The 17,681-nt window shown below is 71.7% G+C and carries 15 protein-coding genes; 3 read left to right on the top strand and 12 right to left on the bottom strand.

The window, feature by feature from the left end; all coding sequences use genetic code 11:
- Positions 1 to 37: 37 nt before the first annotated feature.
- From NFX31_RS02180 to NFX31_RS02160, 5 genes are read right to left on the bottom strand one after another with little or no spacing between them, the layout of a single operon-like run.
- Positions 38 to 886: a helix-turn-helix domain-containing protein gene (locus tag NFX31_RS02180; RefSeq protein ID WP_262956645.1), complete on the bottom strand. Its 849-nt coding sequence runs from the start codon at positions 884 to 886 to the stop codon at positions 38 to 40.
- Between the two features lie 5 nt (positions 887 to 891).
- On the bottom strand, positions 892 to 1,314 hold the full coding sequence (locus NFX31_RS02175; protein ID WP_091478937.1) for a hypothetical protein: 423 nt from the start codon (positions 1,312 to 1,314) through the stop codon (positions 892 to 894).
- Positions 1,315 to 1,316: 2 nt separating this feature from the next.
- Positions 1,317 to 1,913 (bottom strand): TetR/AcrR family transcriptional regulator, encoded by a 597-nt coding sequence (locus tag NFX31_RS02170; protein ID WP_262956643.1) that lies wholly within the window; start codon positions 1,911 to 1,913, stop codon positions 1,317 to 1,319.
- Between the two features lie 53 nt (positions 1,914 to 1,966).
- Positions 1,967 to 2,890 carry an NAD-dependent epimerase/dehydratase family protein gene (locus tag NFX31_RS02165; RefSeq protein WP_262956642.1) on the bottom strand — a complete coding sequence of 308 codons (924 nt, stop codon included), beginning with the start codon at positions 2,888 to 2,890 and terminating at the stop codon, positions 1,967 to 1,969.
- Positions 2,887 to 3,510 (bottom strand): dihydrofolate reductase family protein, encoded by a 624-nt coding sequence (locus NFX31_RS02160; RefSeq protein ID WP_262956641.1) that lies wholly within the window; start codon positions 3,508 to 3,510, stop codon positions 2,887 to 2,889. Before NFX31_RS02160 ends, NFX31_RS02165 begins: the two co-directional genes overlap by 4 nt.
- Positions 3,511 to 3,675: 165 nt before the next feature.
- Here NFX31_RS02160 and NFX31_RS02155 point away from each other — a divergent pair, with 165 nt between their 5' ends.
- Positions 3,676 to 5,019 carry an HNH endonuclease gene (locus NFX31_RS02155; protein WP_262956640.1) on the top strand — a complete coding sequence of 448 codons (1,344 nt, stop codon included), beginning with the start codon at positions 3,676 to 3,678 and terminating at the stop codon, positions 5,017 to 5,019.
- 116 nt (positions 5,020 to 5,135) lie between these two features.
- Here the strand turns inward: NFX31_RS02155 and NFX31_RS02150 are convergent, their stop codons facing one another.
- From NFX31_RS02150 to NFX31_RS02140, 3 genes are all read right to left on the bottom strand, one after another.
- Positions 5,136 to 6,239 (bottom strand): ABC transporter substrate-binding protein, encoded by a 1,104-nt coding sequence (locus NFX31_RS02150; protein WP_262956639.1) that lies wholly within the window; start codon positions 6,237 to 6,239, stop codon positions 5,136 to 5,138.
- 67 nt (positions 6,240 to 6,306) lie between these two features.
- Complete coding sequence (locus tag NFX31_RS02145) at positions 6,307 to 7,239, bottom strand: ABC transporter permease (protein WP_082072060.1); 933 nt, start codon at positions 7,237 to 7,239, stop codon at positions 6,307 to 6,309.
- Positions 7,236 to 8,093 (bottom strand): ABC transporter ATP-binding protein, encoded by an 858-nt coding sequence (locus NFX31_RS02140; RefSeq protein WP_045249574.1) that lies wholly within the window; start codon positions 8,091 to 8,093, stop codon positions 7,236 to 7,238. The genes NFX31_RS02145 and NFX31_RS02140 overlap by 4 nt, the downstream gene beginning before the upstream one ends.
- Before the next feature lie 188 nt (positions 8,094 to 8,281).
- Between NFX31_RS02140 and NFX31_RS02135 the strand changes: the two genes are divergently transcribed.
- Both NFX31_RS02135 and NFX31_RS02130 read left to right on the top strand, forming a co-directional pair.
- Positions 8,282 to 9,949, top strand: a complete 1,668-nt coding sequence (locus tag NFX31_RS02135; RefSeq protein ID WP_262957233.1) for a sensor histidine kinase — start codon at positions 8,282 to 8,284, stop codon at positions 9,947 to 9,949.
- Positions 9,946 to 10,671, top strand: coding sequence for a response regulator (locus NFX31_RS02130; RefSeq protein WP_248700369.1), 726 nt, complete (start codon positions 9,946 to 9,948; stop codon positions 10,669 to 10,671). The genes NFX31_RS02135 and NFX31_RS02130 overlap by 4 nt, the downstream gene beginning before the upstream one ends.
- A 68-nt stretch (positions 10,672 to 10,739) precedes the next feature.
- Here the strand turns inward: NFX31_RS02130 and NFX31_RS02125 are convergent, their stop codons facing one another.
- The 4 genes from NFX31_RS02125 to NFX31_RS02110 form a co-directional block, all read right to left on the bottom strand.
- Positions 10,740 to 12,659, bottom strand: a complete 1,920-nt coding sequence (locus NFX31_RS02125; protein ID WP_262956637.1) for a S53 family peptidase — start codon at positions 12,657 to 12,659, stop codon at positions 10,740 to 10,742.
- A gap of 162 nt (positions 12,660 to 12,821) precedes the next feature.
- Entirely contained in the window at positions 12,822 to 13,250 is a 429-nt protein-coding gene (locus tag NFX31_RS02120) for a DUF4198 domain-containing protein (RefSeq protein ID WP_262956635.1), read from the bottom strand.
- Positions 13,247 to 13,717, bottom strand: a complete 471-nt coding sequence (locus NFX31_RS02115; protein ID WP_045249571.1) for a hypothetical protein — start codon at positions 13,715 to 13,717, stop codon at positions 13,247 to 13,249. Before NFX31_RS02115 ends, NFX31_RS02120 begins: the two co-directional genes overlap by 4 nt.
- A gap of 68 nt (positions 13,718 to 13,785) precedes the next feature.
- Positions 13,786 to 17,661 carry a LamG-like jellyroll fold domain-containing protein gene (locus NFX31_RS02110; protein WP_262956634.1) on the bottom strand — a complete coding sequence of 1,292 codons (3,876 nt, stop codon included), beginning with the start codon at positions 17,659 to 17,661 and terminating at the stop codon, positions 13,786 to 13,788.
- Between the last annotated feature and the right edge of the window lie 20 nt (positions 17,662 to 17,681).

Below are 17,681 nucleotides of genomic sequence, written 5' to 3'. Positions count from 1 at the left end.
GGCCGCCGTTCGTCGTGCGGGCCGCCCGTCGATCGCGTCAGACGGTCGTGACCGGCACCGGACCCGCGCGGAGCCGGCCCGCGAGGAACGGGCGATACGACGCGGAGTGGTCGTGCCCGCAGGCGCAGCGCTCGACGTCGCCGTGCAGCAGCTCTCGCGGAGTCTGCCCCGTCAGCCGCAGGCACTCGCGGCTGAGGTGCGCCTGGTCGGCATATCCCGCATCCACGGCGAGTCCGGCGATGCCGTCGCGGCCGACACGTCCGCTCGGCGTCGCGTGAGCCTGGGCCAGCGCGAGGAAGCCCTGGAACCGCAGGGTGCGCTGCAGCACCTTGGGACTCAGTCCGATGGCACTCAGCGCGCGTCGCCGAAGCTGGCTCTCCGACAGGCCCACTCCTGCCGCGACGGCGCCGACCTCGACCGGCCGCCACGGCATGAGCGCCGCGACCGCGGCCCGCAGCACCGGATCCGCCGCACGGCCGACCCGGAACCACTGCAGGAGGAACGCCTCGAGCGCGCCGATCGCGCGCTCGAGGGTGCCTGCGGCGGCGACGTCGTGCTGCAGACGGTCGGCGAGACCGCCCCACATCTCCGCGAGGGGCACGCTCTGATCGACGAGCTCCTCGAGCGGCAGAGGCAGCGGCGGCGCGCCACCCGGGCGGAAGCGCACCCCCAGGATCGTGGTGCGCGGCGGGATGACCTCGAGCCGATGCCCGGTGAGCGGACCGAGGAGCCGCGCCCCCTGCCCTACCACGACATGGATCTCCACGCCGCCCGTGGGCAGATGGCGATGGACGGCGGGGACCTCGCCGACGCTCTGCACCCAGATCGTGCGCACCGCACCGCCCAGCGCGGCGCTCGGCGCCCGCTCCCGGTACGTGTCGGCCATGACGCCTAGCCCTGCTTGGGGAAGGCCGCCCGCGTCGAGCCGCGGTTCAGCAGCACCGCGATCGCGACGATGAGGATCCCGATGACCCCCTGCTCGATCTTCATCCAGAGCGGATACCCCGAGTCGGGCGAGATGATGATCAGCCCGATCCCGATCGGCGCGATGATCGAGATCCATCGCATCCGCGTGAAGGCACGACGACTGCCGCGCGATGCGGCCCTCGTGACGACGACGAACACGAGGCTGGCCACCGCGACGACCGAACCGCGCAGCCACACCACCCAGTTCACCTCCGCGGGATCCACGATCGCGAGCACCGCGGCGACGGCCAGAGCGATCAGCGAGACCGCGGCGCACAGCCACCACAGCCGGCGCACGGCGTCGAGGGCCGGACGGACCGCGGCGAGGCGGTCGACGGTAAGGGTCATGATCAGGATCCTCCTTCCGGGCGGGTGGCCCGGTGGTAGAGCGCGACGATCTCGTCGATCGCCGCCGCGGTCGCCGCCTCCTCGGATGGCATGGTCATGGCGAAGGCGTCGATGGTGGCGCGGATGGAGCGCGCCATCACCAGCGGATCGAAGGCGCGGAACTCCCCCGCCTCCTGCCCCTGCGTCAGGAGCAGCGAGAGGAGGAGCGCCGAGGTGTCCTCGCGCAGGTCGTTGTCGGTGCGCGGCGCGTTGCGGATGACCTCGATCACGGCCCGGGCCGCGAGCCGGTTGTCGGCGAGGAACCGCAGGTTGCTCGTGAGGTACGCCCCGAGCTTGCCGCGCCACGTGACCTCGGCCTCCATGGCCGGCACCATGACGGCGGCGGCCTGCTGCACGATGTGCTCCACGAGGGCGCCCATGAGGGCTGCCTTGTCGACGAAGTGGTAGGAGATCATGCGGGTGCTGCTGAGCTCGGCGACCTCGCGGATCCGGGCGAACGACGCGGCCGCGAAGCCCTGCTCCGCGAGCACCCGCACCGTCGCCTCGATGATCTCGGCACGGCGCTCCTGCGTCGTCCGGTAGCTGCGCGTCGGTGTCATGGATCCATGATTACTCATTTGAGTAATTTAGGCAAGACCCTGTGCGCGGCGCCTCAGCGCGCGTTCTCCCGACGCCAGCCGACGTAGTGCGCCACCGCCGCGCGCAGGTCGAACGCCGGCGCGAAGCCGGTCTCCGCGCGCAGCCGCGCGGTGTCGAGATACGGCGCATCCTCCGGCGTCCCCTCCGGAGTCTCCACGGGCACCGACGCCCCACCGGATCCGGGCAGCGCGGCGTTCAGCGCCTCGACGAGCTCTCCCGCGGCGAACGGGACACCGCTCGACACGTTGTACACGGTGTGCGCGAGCGAGGGCTCCGTCATGAGCAGCGCGATCGCCCTTCCCGAATCCGGTGCGTAGGCGAAGTCCCCTCCCGCGGCAGGAAGCGGACGCGGGCGCTCACCCCGCAGCATGGCGCCGACCGTCGACGGCACCGGGTTGAACGGCGATTCCGGATCCATCAGCGGCCCCCACGTGCTGCCGATCCGCAGCAGCACGGGATGCACTCCGGTGCCCGCGAGGGCGAACAGGGTCAGCGGCTCGACGGCCTTCTTGAACGCGGCGATCGGATGCGGCGGCACCGCCGAAGGCAGGGCGAGGTCTTCCGTCCACGGCCTCTGCGCGAGCCCCTCGTAGGAGCTGATGCTGCCCGCGACGGCGAAGCGCGCGACCCCCCACGTGCGCGCAGCCTCGAGCGCGGTGAGCAGTGCCGCGGTGTCGCGACGGAAGTACGGGATCGGATCCGGCTCCGGGATGCTGCCGGCGAGATGCACGATGCCACCGATGTCGTAACGCTCGCCGAGGGCGAGGAACGCATCGCGGTCCGCGACGTCGACCGTCTCCACGGTCGCCCGTCCGGCGAGGAACGAGGGCACGTCGGTGCGGCGATGCGCCGTGATCACCACCTCCTCGCCGAGGTCGGCCAGCGCCGCCGCGGTGTGCGCGCCGATCATCCCGAGCCCGCCCGTGACGAGGATCATCGCGCGCCCCCCTCGTCGGCGCGGCCGGCGTGCTCGACGAGATAGTGCAGGTGCGTGACGTCGGGCGCCGGCACCACTTCGTGGATCCGCAGCGCGATGTGCCGCGGGAGCTCGTGGAAGAAGCGCCGGCCCGCCCCCAGCAGCACCGGCACCTGGTGCAGGATGAGCTCGTCGACGAGCCCGGCCTCGAGCGCCTCGGTGACGAGCACGCCGCCCATGAGTCCGACGTCCTTGCCTTCGGCGAGCCGCCTGGCCTCCGCGACCGCGTCGGCGAGGCCGGTGCTCACGATCGTCTGCCGCTCGTTGGCCGGGGCGAACGCCTCATGGGACAGCACCACGAGAGGGGCCGTCGGATGCGGAGCGCCTCCGGCGAAGTCGTCGGAATCGGCATAGGTCGTGCGCCCCGCAAGACTCGCCCCCACGCGCGACGCGAGCGCGTCGAACACCCTCGCACTAGGCGCCGAGAGCCGGAAGCCCGCGAACACCGCGCTCGGCACATCCCCGCTGCCGTACCAGTCGAACAGCACGCCGCCGTCGCCGAGGCCGTGCCCCGGCCGGGGATCACGTCCCGTGATGAACCCGTCGACAGACACGGACAGACCGCAGATGACCTTGCTCATGATCGAACCTCCCGCTCGTGGATGCCTCCGACCGTACGGACGCCCCGCGCCGCACGCTTGAACAGAACGCGCATGAGGACGGGCCGCAGGCTGACGCCGAACTCCCCAGGCGCGAACCTGTGGATAACTTCGAAGCTATCTTCGAATCTCGACTAGAGTCGTGGCATGGAGATCACCCTCGATCCGCTTCTGGAAGCCACTCGGCTCCTCCAGGATGCGTGGGGTGCTGCGCCGACATCGACCGCGCTCAGCCGTCCGCAACTGCTCGCCGTCAACGACGCACTGGGCCTCGTGAAGCGTCTCGCCGAGGGCCTGCAGTCCGTCGTAGGCAACCGGATCTCATACGAGTCGCGCCCCGAGCTCGGCCCGCAGTCACTCGCGCGGCAGCAGGGCTTCCGCAACGCGGCGCAGCTCATCGCGACCACGACGGGGGCGTCCACGGGCGAGGCCGCGAGACTGGTCAAGGTCGGCGAGGCGATCGCGCCGCGAACGAACCTCCTCGGGCAGACCCGCCCCTCCCGGTTCCCGCTGGTGCAGGCCGCGATGCGCGAGGGACGGCTGAGCGCGGCGGCCGCGAGCGCGATCATCGTCTTCCTCGACAGGATCCGACGCACGACGGATGGCGCCCGCGCCGCGGACGCCGAAAGGGCGCTCACAGAGCGCGCACCCGGGCTGTCGCACGACGACGTGCGCAGGATGATCACGCGGTGGGAGGCCCATCTCGATCCCGACGGCGTCGCTCCCCGCGAAGACGAGCTGCGAGCCAGGGCGGCGCTGTCGATGTTCGAGCGCGACGGGATGCTGCACATCAACGCGACGCTCGACCCCGCACGCGGCGCCCCGGTAAAAGCGGCGATCCAGGGATTCGTCTCCGCCGAGTTCGCGGCGAAGCGAGACGGGCGCGACCCGTCCGCGCCGGATGCCGACCGACGCAGCGTGTCTGCGATCCAGGCCGACGCCCTCGTGCATCTCGCCGAGCACACCCTGACCTGCGAGAGCACCGCTTCCCTCAACGGCGCCACCGTCGTCGTGCGCATCGGGCTCGACGACCTCCGCAACGGCACGGGCCATGGCCTCATCGACGGCATCGAGCAGCCGGTCAGCACCACGACCGTGCGGCGCATGGCGGCGGGCGGCGGGGTCATCCCCTGGGTCTGCGGGTCCAAGGGCGACATCCTCGACTGGGGCAGGAAGCAGCGCTTCTTCACCACGGCCCAGAGATTGGCCCTCGCCGAGCGGGACGGCGGGTGCGCGTTCTGCGGTCTTCCCCCCGGCATGACCAAGGCCCATCACATCGCCTGGTGGGCGCGCGATCACGGAAGAACCGATCTGGACAACGGCGTGCTGCTCTGCGAGACCTGCCACCACCTCATCCATGACAACGGCTGGGACATCCGCGTGGACGGCGTGGGCGTGAGGGCCAAGGTGTGGTTCCTGCCCCCTCCCTCGGCGGATCGGCTGCGCACGCCCCGACTCGGCGGGAGGGCCCGCACCGAGATGCTCGTCTGACCTGCGGCGAGCGCTCTCCGCGAGGGGTTGGGGGCGACAGACGCGCGAGGATGCCGGGCGCCCCGCGGGGGAGCGCCCGGCATCAGGTTCCGCCGTGTGGACGGATCTGATCCGGCTCAGCCGTCGGATCCGGCCGGGGTCGTCGACACCTTGGTGCCGGCGTCCTTGTTGGCCTTCTGCGCGTAGTCGTTCGTGAACGTCTTGCTCAGATCGACTTTGGACGTGTCCAGACCCAGCTGCTTCTCCATGTCCAGCACCGTCTTGGGTCCACCGGCGGGCATGATGCCGTCGGGCAGGAACTGGCCCTTGTCGGTGGTGAGACCGGCGATGTACTGGTCCTTGGTGATCGTGGAGTTGTTCACGTACTCGGCCGGCAGCTTGTTCGCGATGTCGGCGGCGGAGTGCTCGTCGATCCAGTGCATCGTGGCCACCAGGGCGTTCACGACGCGCTGCGTCGCGTCCTTGTGCTTGTTCACCCACTCCGAGCGACCGAGCAGGCCGGCGGCCGGCCATGCACCGCCCAGGGCCTTCTTCGCACCCTCGGTCGAGGCGAGGTCGACGACCGTGTCAGCGACCTTCTGGCTCGTGAGCGCGGTCACGGTCGGCTGCGTCGTCATCGCGCAGTCGGCGGAGCCCTGCTTGAGCGCCGCGATCGCCGTCGCGCCGGCGTGCACCGCGACGGTCTGGTAGTCGCTCGTGGAGAGGCCCGCCTTGTGCGCGATGAACTGGGTGAGCTTGTCGGTGCCCGACCCGAGGTCGGTCACGCCCATGTTCTTGCCCTTGATGTCGGCGGCGCTCTTCACCCCGCTCTTGTCGGTGCACATCAGCCGCTCGCCGGGAGCCCCGGACAGCTGCACCACGTCGATGACCTCCTTGCCCTTCGGCTGCAGTTCGATCGTGTGGTTGTACCAGGCGCCCGCGAAGTCGACCTGGCCGGAGATCATCGCATCCTCGGCGCCGACACCGCCGTTCTGCTCGGTGGAGAGCTCGACGTTCACGCCGAACTTCTTGTAGAAGCCGAGCTGATCGGCCAGCTTGTACGGCAGGTAGATCTGCTTGTCGATGCCGCCGACCATGATCTTCACGGTCTCGGGGGTGCCGTTGCCGGCTCCCGCCGAGCTGGAGGATCCGGAGGATCCGGATGCTCCGCCGCTGCAGGCTGCGAGGCTGAGCGCCAGTGCTCCGGCCGCCGCGACGGCGACGATGCCGCGCTTGTTCATGTGGTTTTCCTTTCGTTGCGCCGATCGGGTCGGCGTTCCTGGTGAGGGAGGGTTCTGCTCCGGCTCGTCAGATCGACGACGCCTCGGAGCGGGTGGGGGGACGCCAGCGCAGCACCCGCTTCTCGAGCAGCGAGATCAGGTACTCGGCGACGAGCGTGAACGCCGCGATGATGACCATGCAGGCGAACACCGTGTTCGGATCGAACGACCCCTGCGCCTGGCTGATGATGAGGCCGATGCCGCGCTGGGCGCCGAGCACCTCCGCGACCAGCGCGCCGATGATCGCGAAGCCGAACGCGGTGTGCAGGCTCGCGATGATCCAGGTCATCGCCGAAGGGATCGTGACGTGCCGTGCGACCTGCAGCGGCGACGCGCCCAGCACCCGCACGTTGGAGACGAGGTTCGGATCCACTTCGCGCACGCCCTGGAAGGCGTTGAAGAACACCGCGAAGAACACCAGCACGGCCGCCAGCAGCACCTTGGCAGGCATCCCGAGGCCGAAGGCGACGATGAAGATCGAGCCGAGCACGATGCGCGGGATCGCGTTGACGATCTTGATGTACGGCCCGCATACCTCCGCGAGGTAGCGGTTGCTGCCGAGCAGGATCCCGACGACCATGCCCGCGAGCGTGCCGACCGCGAAGCCGAGCAGCGCCTCCTGCACCGTGACCCACAGGTTCTCCCAGATGGATCCGAACGCCGTGCCCACGGTGAACAGGTGCACCAGGCTGTCCCACACGGCCGTGGGCTGCCCGAAGAAGAACCTGTCCACCCAGCCGAGCTCGGTGAACAGCTGCCAGCCGCCGAACACGACGACCGCGAACCCGATCCGCCCGACCCACACCCACGTGGTGTGACGGCGGCGTGCGCGGCGGCCCGCCGCCTGCAGCTCGGCCTCGGTCTGGGCCTCGGGACGGAAGACGTTGCGCGGGTCGTCGGCCGCGTAGCCGAGCTGACCCGTGAGGTCCGTCTGGGGCGGGGTCGAGAGCACGTCGTTCATGCCGCCACCGCCGCCGTCTGCGCGTAAGCACGGTCGACCTCTTCGCGCAGCGACTCCCAGATCTGCCCCTGCAGCTCGAGGAAGCGGCGCTCGTGCCGGATCTGCTGCACGTCGCCGCGCGGGCGGGGCAGGTCGATGTCGAACACGTCCTTCACGGTGCCGGGGCTCGAGGTCATGATGACCACCCGGTCGGCGAGCGCGACGGCCTCGTCGAGGTCGTGCGTGATGAACAGCACCGAGGGGCGCAGCTCCTCCCAGAGCTGCAGCAGCTCGGTCTGCATGATCGCCTTGGTCTGCACGTCCAGCGCGCCGAACGGCTCGTCCATGAGCAGGATCCGGGGCCGGTTGATGAGCGCGGCCGCCATCGCGACGCGCTTGCGCATGCCGCCGGACAGCTGGTGCGGGTAGCGGTCCTCGAAGCCGGCCAGCCCGACCCGGCGCAGCCAGTCCAGCGCCAGCACCGTGGCCTCCTTCTTCGGCGTGCCGGTGAGCACCGGGCCGACCATGACGTTGTTGAGCACGGTCTTCCAGGGGAACAGCGAGTCTGCCTGGAACATGTAGCTCACGCCCTGCGTGATCCCGTCGACGATGCGACCGCCGACGCTGACGGATCCGGCACTGGGACGCTCGAGTCCCGAGACCTGCGCCAGCGTGGTCGACTTGCCGCAGCCGGTCGGGCCGACGATCGCGCAGAACTGCCCCGGCTCGACGCTCAGGGTCACATCGCGGATCGCGGTGAACGTGTCGCCCTTCGGGGTGAGGAAGCGCTTGGTGAGGCCGACGATCTCGATGCCCGCGGCGGGTCCGCCGGCATCGAGGGTGCGGCCGGCACCCGGGGAACGTGTGTCGCTCATGGCACGAAGACCTCTCTGTCTGTGTCTGCTCGCCGCGGCGACGACGCCGGGCGATGGATCGATGCTCGTCCCGCGCCCCCGGCGCTGTCGCGCTTGCGCGCATTGCCCGTCGTTTCGGGCGTTGCCGCACCTTTTGGGCGTTCTGCGCACGGTTCGCACAGGGGCGACGATGAGAGAATCCGGAGGTGATGCGACGACGGATCCGAAGACTGTCGAGCCTGATCCTGCTGGCTCAGGTCGCGATCCTCAGCGCCTCGCTGCTGATCGGCTTCGTGCTGTTCGCCGTCACCGCCCGCGCCAACCTGACCAGCGACTATCAGGACCGCGCGGCCGACATCGCGCAGACGTTCGCGGAGATGCCCGCCGTGCAGCGCTGCCTCTCGTCAGGCCCCTCCTCCTGCGACGGCGACGTGCAGCAGCTGGCGACCGCGACCGAGCAGCGCACCGGCGCCGCCTATGTCGTGGTCATCGACATGGATCGCGTGCGCCACTCGCATCCGGATCCGACGCTCGTGGGCCGGAAGGTGTCGGAGGACGTCGTCGCCCGTGACGGACAGGTGCACCGCGGCACCGACGTCGGCGCGACCGGCACCACCGCGAACGCCCGGGTCCCGGTGTTCGCGGGCACCTCGCGCACGGTGATCGGCGAGGTCTCGGTGGGCATCAGGGAGTCGAGCGTCGCTGCGGAGCTGCTCGGCCAGCTCCCCATCTACGCGACCTGGATCGTGCTCGCGTTCGCGATCGGCACGGCGGTGTCCTTCGGACTGGCCGCCGTGCTCAAGCGCCGCACGTTCGGCCTCGAGCTGGACGAGATCGCGCACCTCCTTCAGGAGCGCGAGGCCACCCTGCACGGGATCCGCGAGGGCGTGATCGCGATCGACCCGGCGGGACGCATCACGGTCGTCAACGACGAGGCTCAGCGCCTGCTGCGGCTGCCCGACGGCGCCCGCGGACGCCGGCTCGACGACGTGCTCGCGGCGAGCCCGATCCGCGACGCGCTCACCGGGACCACCGAGGTGAAGGACGCGATCGCCGTGACCGACTCCGGCGTGCTCGTGCTCAACCGTATGCCGGTGACGCTGGCCGGCCGGCCGCACGGCGCCGTGCTCACCCTGCAGGACCGCACCGAGGTGACCGGGCTCAGCCAGGAGCTCGACGGCGAGCGCAGCTTCGCCGAGTCGATCAGGGCGCAGCAGCACGAGTTCTCGAACCGGATGCACGCCGTCGCCGGGCTGCTGGAGCTCGGCCGGGCGCCGGAGGCGCTGCAGTACCTGAACGAGATCCGCGGCACGTCGGCCGACCTGGACCGCACGCTGCGCACGCACATCGAGGCGCCGATGATCGTCGGGCTGCTGCTGGGCAAGGCCGCCGAGGCGAACGAGCGCGGCATCGACCTCGTGATCGCTCCCGAGACGGATCTCGGATCCGCCCCCGACCGGCTGCAGGCCCTCGTCACGATCCTCGGCAACCTCATCGACAACGCCTTCGACGCCCTGGCCGACTCCCCCGCGCCGCGCCGGGTGACGGTCGCGATCGTGGAGACCCCGCAGACGCTGACCGTGCGCGTCGCCGACAACGGTCCGGGCGTGCCGGACGGATCCATCCCGCGCATCTTCGAGAGCGGCTACACGACCAAGCGCGGATCCCTCGCCCGGCACGGCGGCCTGGGCCTCTCGCTCGTGCACACCACGGCCTCGCGGCTGGGCGGCACCGTGTCGGTGGCCCGCGACGGCGGCGCCGCCTTCACGGTCGTGATCCCCCGCCCCACCGCTCCGTCTATTTGCGCCGAACCGTGGGAAACCGGGGCCGAACGCCACGGTTCGGCGCAAATAGACGTGAGGGGAGGAGAACGGTGAGCCTGGCGGACTCCACGGTGCTCGTGGTCGACGACGACTTCCGGGTCGCGAGCGTGCACGTCGGCTTCGTCGAGGCGGTGCCCGGCTTCCGCGTGGTCGGACAGGCGGGCTCGGCGGCCGAGGCGCTGCGGCAGGCCCGCGAGCTGCGCCCCGACCTGGTGCTCATGGACGTGTACCTGCCCGACGGCGACGGCCTCGACGTGGTGCGGCAGCTGCTGGCGGATCCGGATCCGGATCCGGATCCGTCGACAGGATCCGGCACGGGGCCTGCCGTGATCGTGATCTCGGCCGCCAACGACCTCGCGACCGTGCGGCGCGCGGTGCAGCTCGGCGCACTGCACTACCTGGTGAAGCCGTTCGGGTTCGCCGAGCTGGCGGAGCGGCTCACGGCCTTCCGCCAGGCGCAGGAGCGGATCGCCGCGCTCGGCGACGCCGCGACCCAGGACGACGTGAACCGGCTCTTCGACCTCCTGCGCCCGGCCCCCGCGTCCGTCCCCGACGAGGGACGCCGCCTCGCGCCCACCCTGCAGGCCGTGCTCGACGCGGTGACCGCGCGGCGCACGGACGCCTCGGCGCAGGAGATCGCGACCGACATCGGCATCAGCCGAACCACCGCGCAGCGCGCCCTCACGCAGCTCGAGCAGTCGGGCCTCGTGCGCCTCGAGCTGCGCTACGGCAGCACGGGACGCCCCGAGCACCGGTACGTCGCGCGGCGTCGGTGACGCCCTTCGTCTCGCGCCGCTCGCTCAGCGACCGACGAGACGAAGGGCGCCCCTGCCCCGGAGGGCGGCTACTGCACCCAGCCGGCGCGGGCGCTGCCCCAGCCGGTCTCCGTGTCCCAGCCCGTGCCGACGGTCTGCGTCGAAGTGGCGCCGTTGAAGGTGCGCACCGAGTAGACGTAGCCGCCGGTGGCGTCGAGGCCGTTGGCGTAGTCGACGCGGATGGCGCCCTCGTCGATGCCGGCGCCCGTGACGTCGTGGAAGCCCTGACCCTGCGTGCCGTAGATCGTCGGGTTCAGCAGGCCCAGCCCGGTGCCGCCGCCCGCCTGGATCTTCAGCGCCGTGATGCCGGCGAGCAGCGGGGATGCCAGGCTCGTGCCGCCGATCCGGTAGGTGTCGTAGGCCGCCTGGCCGGTGAAGGTCTGCGTCTGGCCGACGAGCATGCCCGTGGTCGGATCGCCGTCCATCGAGACGTCCGGCACCGCGCGCCCGCCGTTGGGGCTGACGATGCCCGCGTCCTTCTGGTACTGCGGCTCGGCGATGTTCGACGAGTAGCCGCCGCCTCCGCCGTACAGGAACGCGTTGCTCAGCGACCACGCGCCGTCCTTCAGCACGTACTTCGAGGTCTGCCAGCCGGTCTCGCCCGTGATGCCCGCGTCGGTGATCGCGGTCGAGGTGCCGCCGACGGCCGTGACGTACGGGTCGGAGGCCGGGTAATCGGTCTGCGCGGATCCGATCTTGGCGACGTTGTCGCCGTCATCGCCCGAGGAGAAGACGTAGCTGATGCCCTGGGCGGCGCCCTGCAGGAACGCCGTCTGGTAGGCCAGCAGCAGCGACGGCTTCACGACGTCGCCCGTCCCGCCCCACGAGTTCGTCACGACGTTCGCGACGTTCTCGTCGTTGATGCGCGTGAAGGTGTCGAGGAGATCCGGATCCATGCAGCTCTTGCCCGCGTAGTAACGGATGTTGGCACCGGGTGCCATCGCGTGCACGGCCTCGACGTCGAGGGTCTCCTCGCCGTACCAGCCGGCCATGCCGCACTGGTGATTGGACTTGTTGCTGTTGACGTTCGTGTACGCGTTCGGCAGGTTCTGCGAGAACTGGCCGGCCGCGAACGGCTTGTCGCCCGTGTCGCTCGCGTACCGGTTCGCGTCGGCCTCGATCGTCGGCGACGCGTAGGCGTCGGTGATGGCGACCGTCACGCCCGTGCCGTCCCAGCCGCCGGTGAGCCCGGCTTCGTAGGCGCTGCGCAGCTGCGGTCCGGTGTAGCCGCACGGCGAGTACGGGAGCGTCTTGCCGTCGAACGGCGGCAGCACGGTGCCGTCGGGCGTCGCGAGGTTGCCCGGCGTCGCGGATCCGTAGGTCTTGCCGCAGATCGGCGAGTTGCGGAAGCCGCCGTCCGGCGGTGCGGGCTTCTGCGTCTTCGGCTCTACGAGCGTGGGCGTCGTGTCCAGACCGCCGACCGCGATCACCGCGCCCGCGAGCGCGCCCGGCGTGCTCGCGGCGCCGTCGGGCGCCTGCACCGTGAGCCCGTCGTGCGTGTAGTTCGAGATCGTCACCCCGAACGCCTTGCTCGCGTTGCCCACGCCGCCGGTGACGTCCACGTAGCGGTGCGCGGCGTCGACCGTGGTCTTGAGCCCGGCGCCCTGGAGCCAGGAGGTCACGGCGTCGACGGTGGACTGCGGCGCGTCGAACTTCGCGTGGTACTGGGCCGCCGTGAGGAACTGCTTGTACTGCGCGGATCCGGGCGTCGACACCGCGGACGCGAACGCGGTGAGCGCGTCCAGGCCTCCGGCGGGCGCGAGGTAGACGCGCGCGCTCACCGATCCGGTCGCCGGTCCTCCCTTGGTCGCATGGCTGAGCCAGCCCGGTGTCGAGTTCGGGATGGGACTCTTCGGCGGCGGCGCCGCATTGGCGGCTCCCGCTCCGGCGAACGTGGCGGCGACGGTGGCGACGACCGCGAGGGCGACGCCGAGGACTTTTCTGCGCATCCGGGATCTCCAGACTCTGATTCGGCCATCGGCGGTCGCCGCTGACCGAGGGCGATGCTATTCCCGCGCGCGGCGGCGGCGCGAGAGCTCGCGACCCCGCAGAGCCCGGCTCACAGCGCACGCATCAGGATCTCCCAGCCCGCTCATGTGCGCCGTTCGAGGTCAGGGCCGCCCTACATCGATCGTGACGTCGCTGCGGATCGCGCCCACCGCGACCCGGATCGTGACCCGGCCTGTCCCCTCCGCGCGCAGGCCCAGAGAGCTCGCCACCCCGTCCGCGTCGGTGGTGGAGGTCTCGAATCCGCCCGGGTACTCCGCCGGTCCCGAGACCACCTCGAACGTCGCGTCCCGCCCCGCGAGCGGCGCCCCGTCGTCGGTGGCGCGGACGACGAGGCGCACCTCGTCGCCGGCGCGCACCCCGCCCTCCGGCGAGACCACGCGGATCGTGGGCCCGCGCTGCGCGGCGGAGGACGACGGCGACGGCCCCGCCCCACCGGGCGCCCCCGCGGTGCAGCCGCTGAGCAGCCCCGCGGCGAGCGCGACGAGCGCGACCGCGAGCGCAACGGCGCCGCCCCGCGCGATGCGGGTCACGCCTGCACCAGCGTGATCACGAAGGTGCGGCTCACCGGCCCCACGTGCACCACGACCGGGAAGGTGCCGGCGGCGAGCGCCACGATCGGCAGGATCAGGGTCCCGTCGGGGTCGATCGTCGCCGAGGCCGTCGCACCCTGCAGGAGGACGGACTCGTCCCACGAGGCGATCGCGGCGGCGTTCACCAGCTCTGCGGTGCCGTCGGCGGGGATCGGCCCGCTCCCCGAGACCTGGAAGATCAGGGGCGCGGTGTCCCCGGCGGCGGAGAACGGATAGGTCTGCGCGTCGTCGACGGCGCCGACGAGGTCGACGACGATCGGCGCGGACGCCGCGGCCTGCGGCAGGGCGACGGCCGCCGCGACCACCGGCACCGACCAGGCGCCTGCGGCGAGCGCGCGCCGTCGCGTCCAGCCGCGGTCGCCTGCGACGGCTCCGCCGCGATCCGTCGTCGAGTTCCGGGTGGTCATGGTCCTGCCTCCTGCGTGGGTGTGTGCGCGGCGTCGGGTGGGCCGCGGAGGGGATCCGGTGCCGGCGCTCATCGCGTGGCCGGATACGGGGTCGGGATGGTCGCCATGCCGGATCCGTTCGTCAGCGTGACGGTCACGGTTCCCGCGGGGATCGCCGTCAGGAACGTGCTGACCGCTGCGGACGCCGTGGCCCCCGGCGCGACCGCCGGGAACGAGCGCGTGCCGTACTTGGTGGCGATCTTCACGTCGGCGGCGGCGGATCCGGTGTTCTTCACCGTGACCGAGAGCACGACCTTGCCGGAGACCACGGACGGGGTGACCTGCACGTCGGCGGTCAGCGTCGTGGCGGCGTCGACGACCGTGATCGGCGGCAGGGTCGCGGTGCGGTCGCGGACGGCCGCGGTGATCGTCACCGCGCCGGCCGTCGCCGCCGTCGCACCGGGCGCGACCGCGATGCCCGCGGCGTTGCTCGCGACGGTCGCCGTGGTCGCTCCCCCGGCGAAGACCCCGCCGGCGATCGTGAACACCACGTCGACGCCGGCGACGCCGTTGCCGGACGCGTCGGTCACGCGCGCGCCGAGACCCGTGATGGCCTCGCCGCGCAGCACGGTCTTGGCGGATCCGAGAGGCTGCAGATCCTGCACCGCCTCCGCACCGCCGGCCGCGAGGACCAGGCTCGAGATCGGCCCGCTCACGCCCTGGTCGGTGGCACGGTACTCGACGAGCGCGGCCGCGGTGCCGGGCACCGCGAAGGGCGCGGCGTATGGCTGCCAGGCGCCCCCGCCGACGCGGTACTCGATGCCGGCCGCCCCCGCGGGGACGGTGTGCAGGGTCACCGTGCGGCCGTCGGCGCTCGCCACGACGGCGGGCAGCGACGACGGATCCGGAGCGGCCTTGCCGATCGAGAACGACGCCACCACGGCGCGATGATTGCTCGCCCAGGCGTTGCGCAGCACCGCGGTCGGCGACGGCCAGCCGGCGACGACCGTGTTCGCGCCGAGCACCTGCAGCGAGGATCCGGCGCAGTGCACGGCATCGATGCGGTCCTGCGGCTCGTCGGCGCCGGCCGGCGTCTTGAGGACCAGCGGCGACCACGTGTCGCCCGGGTCGGCCACGGGATCGGGGTTCGCGGTGCGGTACGCGTCCGTGAGGCCGGCCTGGCGCAGGCGCGCGGGCACGGGCCAGTCCACGGCGCCGACCCCGCAGTGCGCATCCGCGGTCGCCGCGGTCCAGTCCGCTCCGGAGGGGGACTCGAGATCCGAGAGGACCACCACGGGGGTCGCGCCGGACGTCTCGCCCGAGATCGCCGACGCGAGCGCGTCGACCTGCGCGTAGCGGGTGCTCCCCCGCTCGGAGGCGACGAGCGCGGCGGGGTCGGTGACACCGGACAGGCACGCGGCCTCGGGACCGTAGCCGGTGCGGTCCAGCCCCATGGCCCACACCCGCACCGGGCGGCCCAGCACGTCGACCGTCGCTCCGAGACCCGGTTGCTCGCCGACGACCGTGCGCGCGGTGAGCGGATGCGGCGAGAGGAGCCCGACGCCACCCGGCCCTTCGAGCGCGTTCCATCCCAGGGCCTTGGCGAGAGCGGTGGCGGCCGTGCCGCCGTCCTGCTGCACGCCGATCACGTCGAAGCCGTTCTCGGCGATCACGGCGAGGTTCTTCAGCGCGGCGTCGTTGACATGCCCTCCGGCGTCCCAGAGGTTCCAGGTCACCGCGTCGAAGGGCGTGGCCGCGTCGGCCGCGATCACGGGGACCTCCACCTCGATCCGCGCCGTGGTCGTGCCGTCCGCGGCCTCGACGACGAGGAAGCCGGGATCGGCCGGGGCCTGCGCGGGCGCGGTGCCGGAGACGACGCCGTGATCGTCCACGCTCAGCCAGTCGTCGCCCTCGACCTTCGTGAACGAGGTCACGGTCCCGCCGTTCCAGAGGCCGGCGACGGTCTGCGACACCTGTCCCCCTGCACGCACGGCCGGGGCGCGCAGCACGCCGGAGACGAAGCCGGTGGCGAGCGTGGATCCGTCCGTCACGACGTCGCCGGAGTGCGTCGCCGTGTAGTCGTTCTGGATCTGCGCCGCCGAGATCGCGCGGTCGTAGAAGTCGAAGGTGTCGATCGCGGCGTTCACGAAGCCGTCGCCGTCGTCGAGCAGCGATCCTTCGGCGCCCACGCGGAACGGGTATCCGCTGACGAGCGAGAACCCCGAGCCGAGGCTCGTGCTCTGCGCGGTCTGCTCCCCGTCGACGAACGTGGTCATCGTGCCTGCAGAGCGATCCACGACCACCGCGACGTGATGCCAGGCGCCGATCACCGAGGTGCGGCTCGCCCCGGCGAGGTAGTTCTGCGTCGTCGAGGTGCCGTCCTGCCCGAAGCATCCGCGCAGGATGCCTGGGCTGCCCGCCGTGTTGTACAGCGTGGATCCGCGGTTGTAGCAGTGCCGGAAGTCCTGGTTCGAGACGATCGGCGAGTCGGAGCTCGACGACTTCTCCTTGAGCCAGAACACGTACGAGAAGCTGCCGGATCCGTCGGTGCGGCCGGGGACGAGCGGCAGGGAGAAGAAGTTCACACCCCGCGTGCTGCCGTCCGGTGCATTGACGTACGCGGCCTTGCCTGTCGTGCCGGCGACGTACGACGGCGTCCCCGACCAGGTCGCGTCGTTGCCGCGCCCCGACGAGTCGGCGATCGTGGCGCCGTCGGAGGTCTCGAAGTCGTAGGAGGCGAACGGCGCGACCGTGTCGCCGGGCGCCCGCAGCCGGCTCCAGATCGCGGAGAGGGTCACCGTGGTGCCGGCGCGGACGGTGAGATCGGCGACCGACTGCCCGTCGGTGTAGACGACCTGGCCGCGCGGGCTCAGGGCCCACCCCTGGAACTGGTACCCGGGTCGCACGAAGGCGTTGGCGGGGAGGGCCGAGGTGCTGCCGATCGTGAGCGTCTGCGTCGCCATCGTCCCCGAGGTCGCGCCGTTGCCGTCGAACGCGACCGTGTAGGTGCCGGTGTCGGGTTTGAGCGCCGCGTAGTCGTCGGCGATCTGCGCCGGCGGCAGCACCGCGCTGTAGAAGCGGAGGTCGTCGATCGCGGCGTTGACGTAGCCGTCGCTGACGTCGTTCTCGCTGCCGCTGAATCCGCCGATGTTGAACGCGTAGCCGCTCTTCAGGTTCGTCGACGCCGTCACCTCGCCGGCGGCCGAGCGCTTGGTCTCGACGCCGTCGGTGTAGACGATGATGACGTTCGCGGTGCGGTCGACCGTGACGGCGACGTGATGCCAGGATCCGGCGATGTTCGGCGACGCGCCGTTGAGGTAGCGCTTCGTGCCGCCCGCCGTCGTGCCCCAGCAGGCCTGCAGCACGCCCTGCGTGGTCTGGTTGTAGAGCGTCAGCCCCGCGTTGTTGCAGGACGCGAAGTCCTGGTTGCTCATGAGCGTGCCGTACGAGGTGCGGTTCTGCTCGGACATCCAGAACTCGTAGGAGAAGCTCCCCGATCCGTCGGTCTTGCCCGCCACCAGCGGCAGCTTCACGTAGTTCGCGCCGAGCCCGATCGTCGCCGCCGACCCCGAGACGCCGGGGCGATACCCCGGGGACCCGATCCACGTCGCGTCGTTGCCGTTGCCGGAGACGTCCTTCACCGTGGATCCGGCGTCGGCGTCGAACGTGTACGCCGCGACCGGCGCGATGGCGCCCGGCACGGCGGCGCGCGGAGCCGGTGCCGGAGGCGCCGCGGGCGTCGTCGGCGAGGGGGCCGAGGTGGGCGCCGGGGCGGGATCCGGTGTCGGCGAGGCGGACGGCGCGGGATCCGGCGTCGGGGTCGGCGAGGGCGCGGCGGTCGACGAGGGAGAGGGGACCGGATCCGCGACCGCGGCCGGAGACGCGGCGAGCGTCGAGACGACGAGTGCGGCCCCGGCGAGGGCGGCGAGGACGAAGCGGCGCAGGGGCCGGCGCGGGAGGGGCATGCGGGTCTCCATCGGATCGG

Origin of the sequence: Microbacterium azadirachtae (assembly GCF_025583665.1) — a bacterium.
Taxonomy (GTDB): domain Bacteria; phylum Actinomycetota; class Actinomycetes; order Actinomycetales; family Microbacteriaceae; genus Microbacterium; species Microbacterium azadirachtae.
This window is presented reverse-complemented; position numbering and strand designations above follow the sequence as displayed.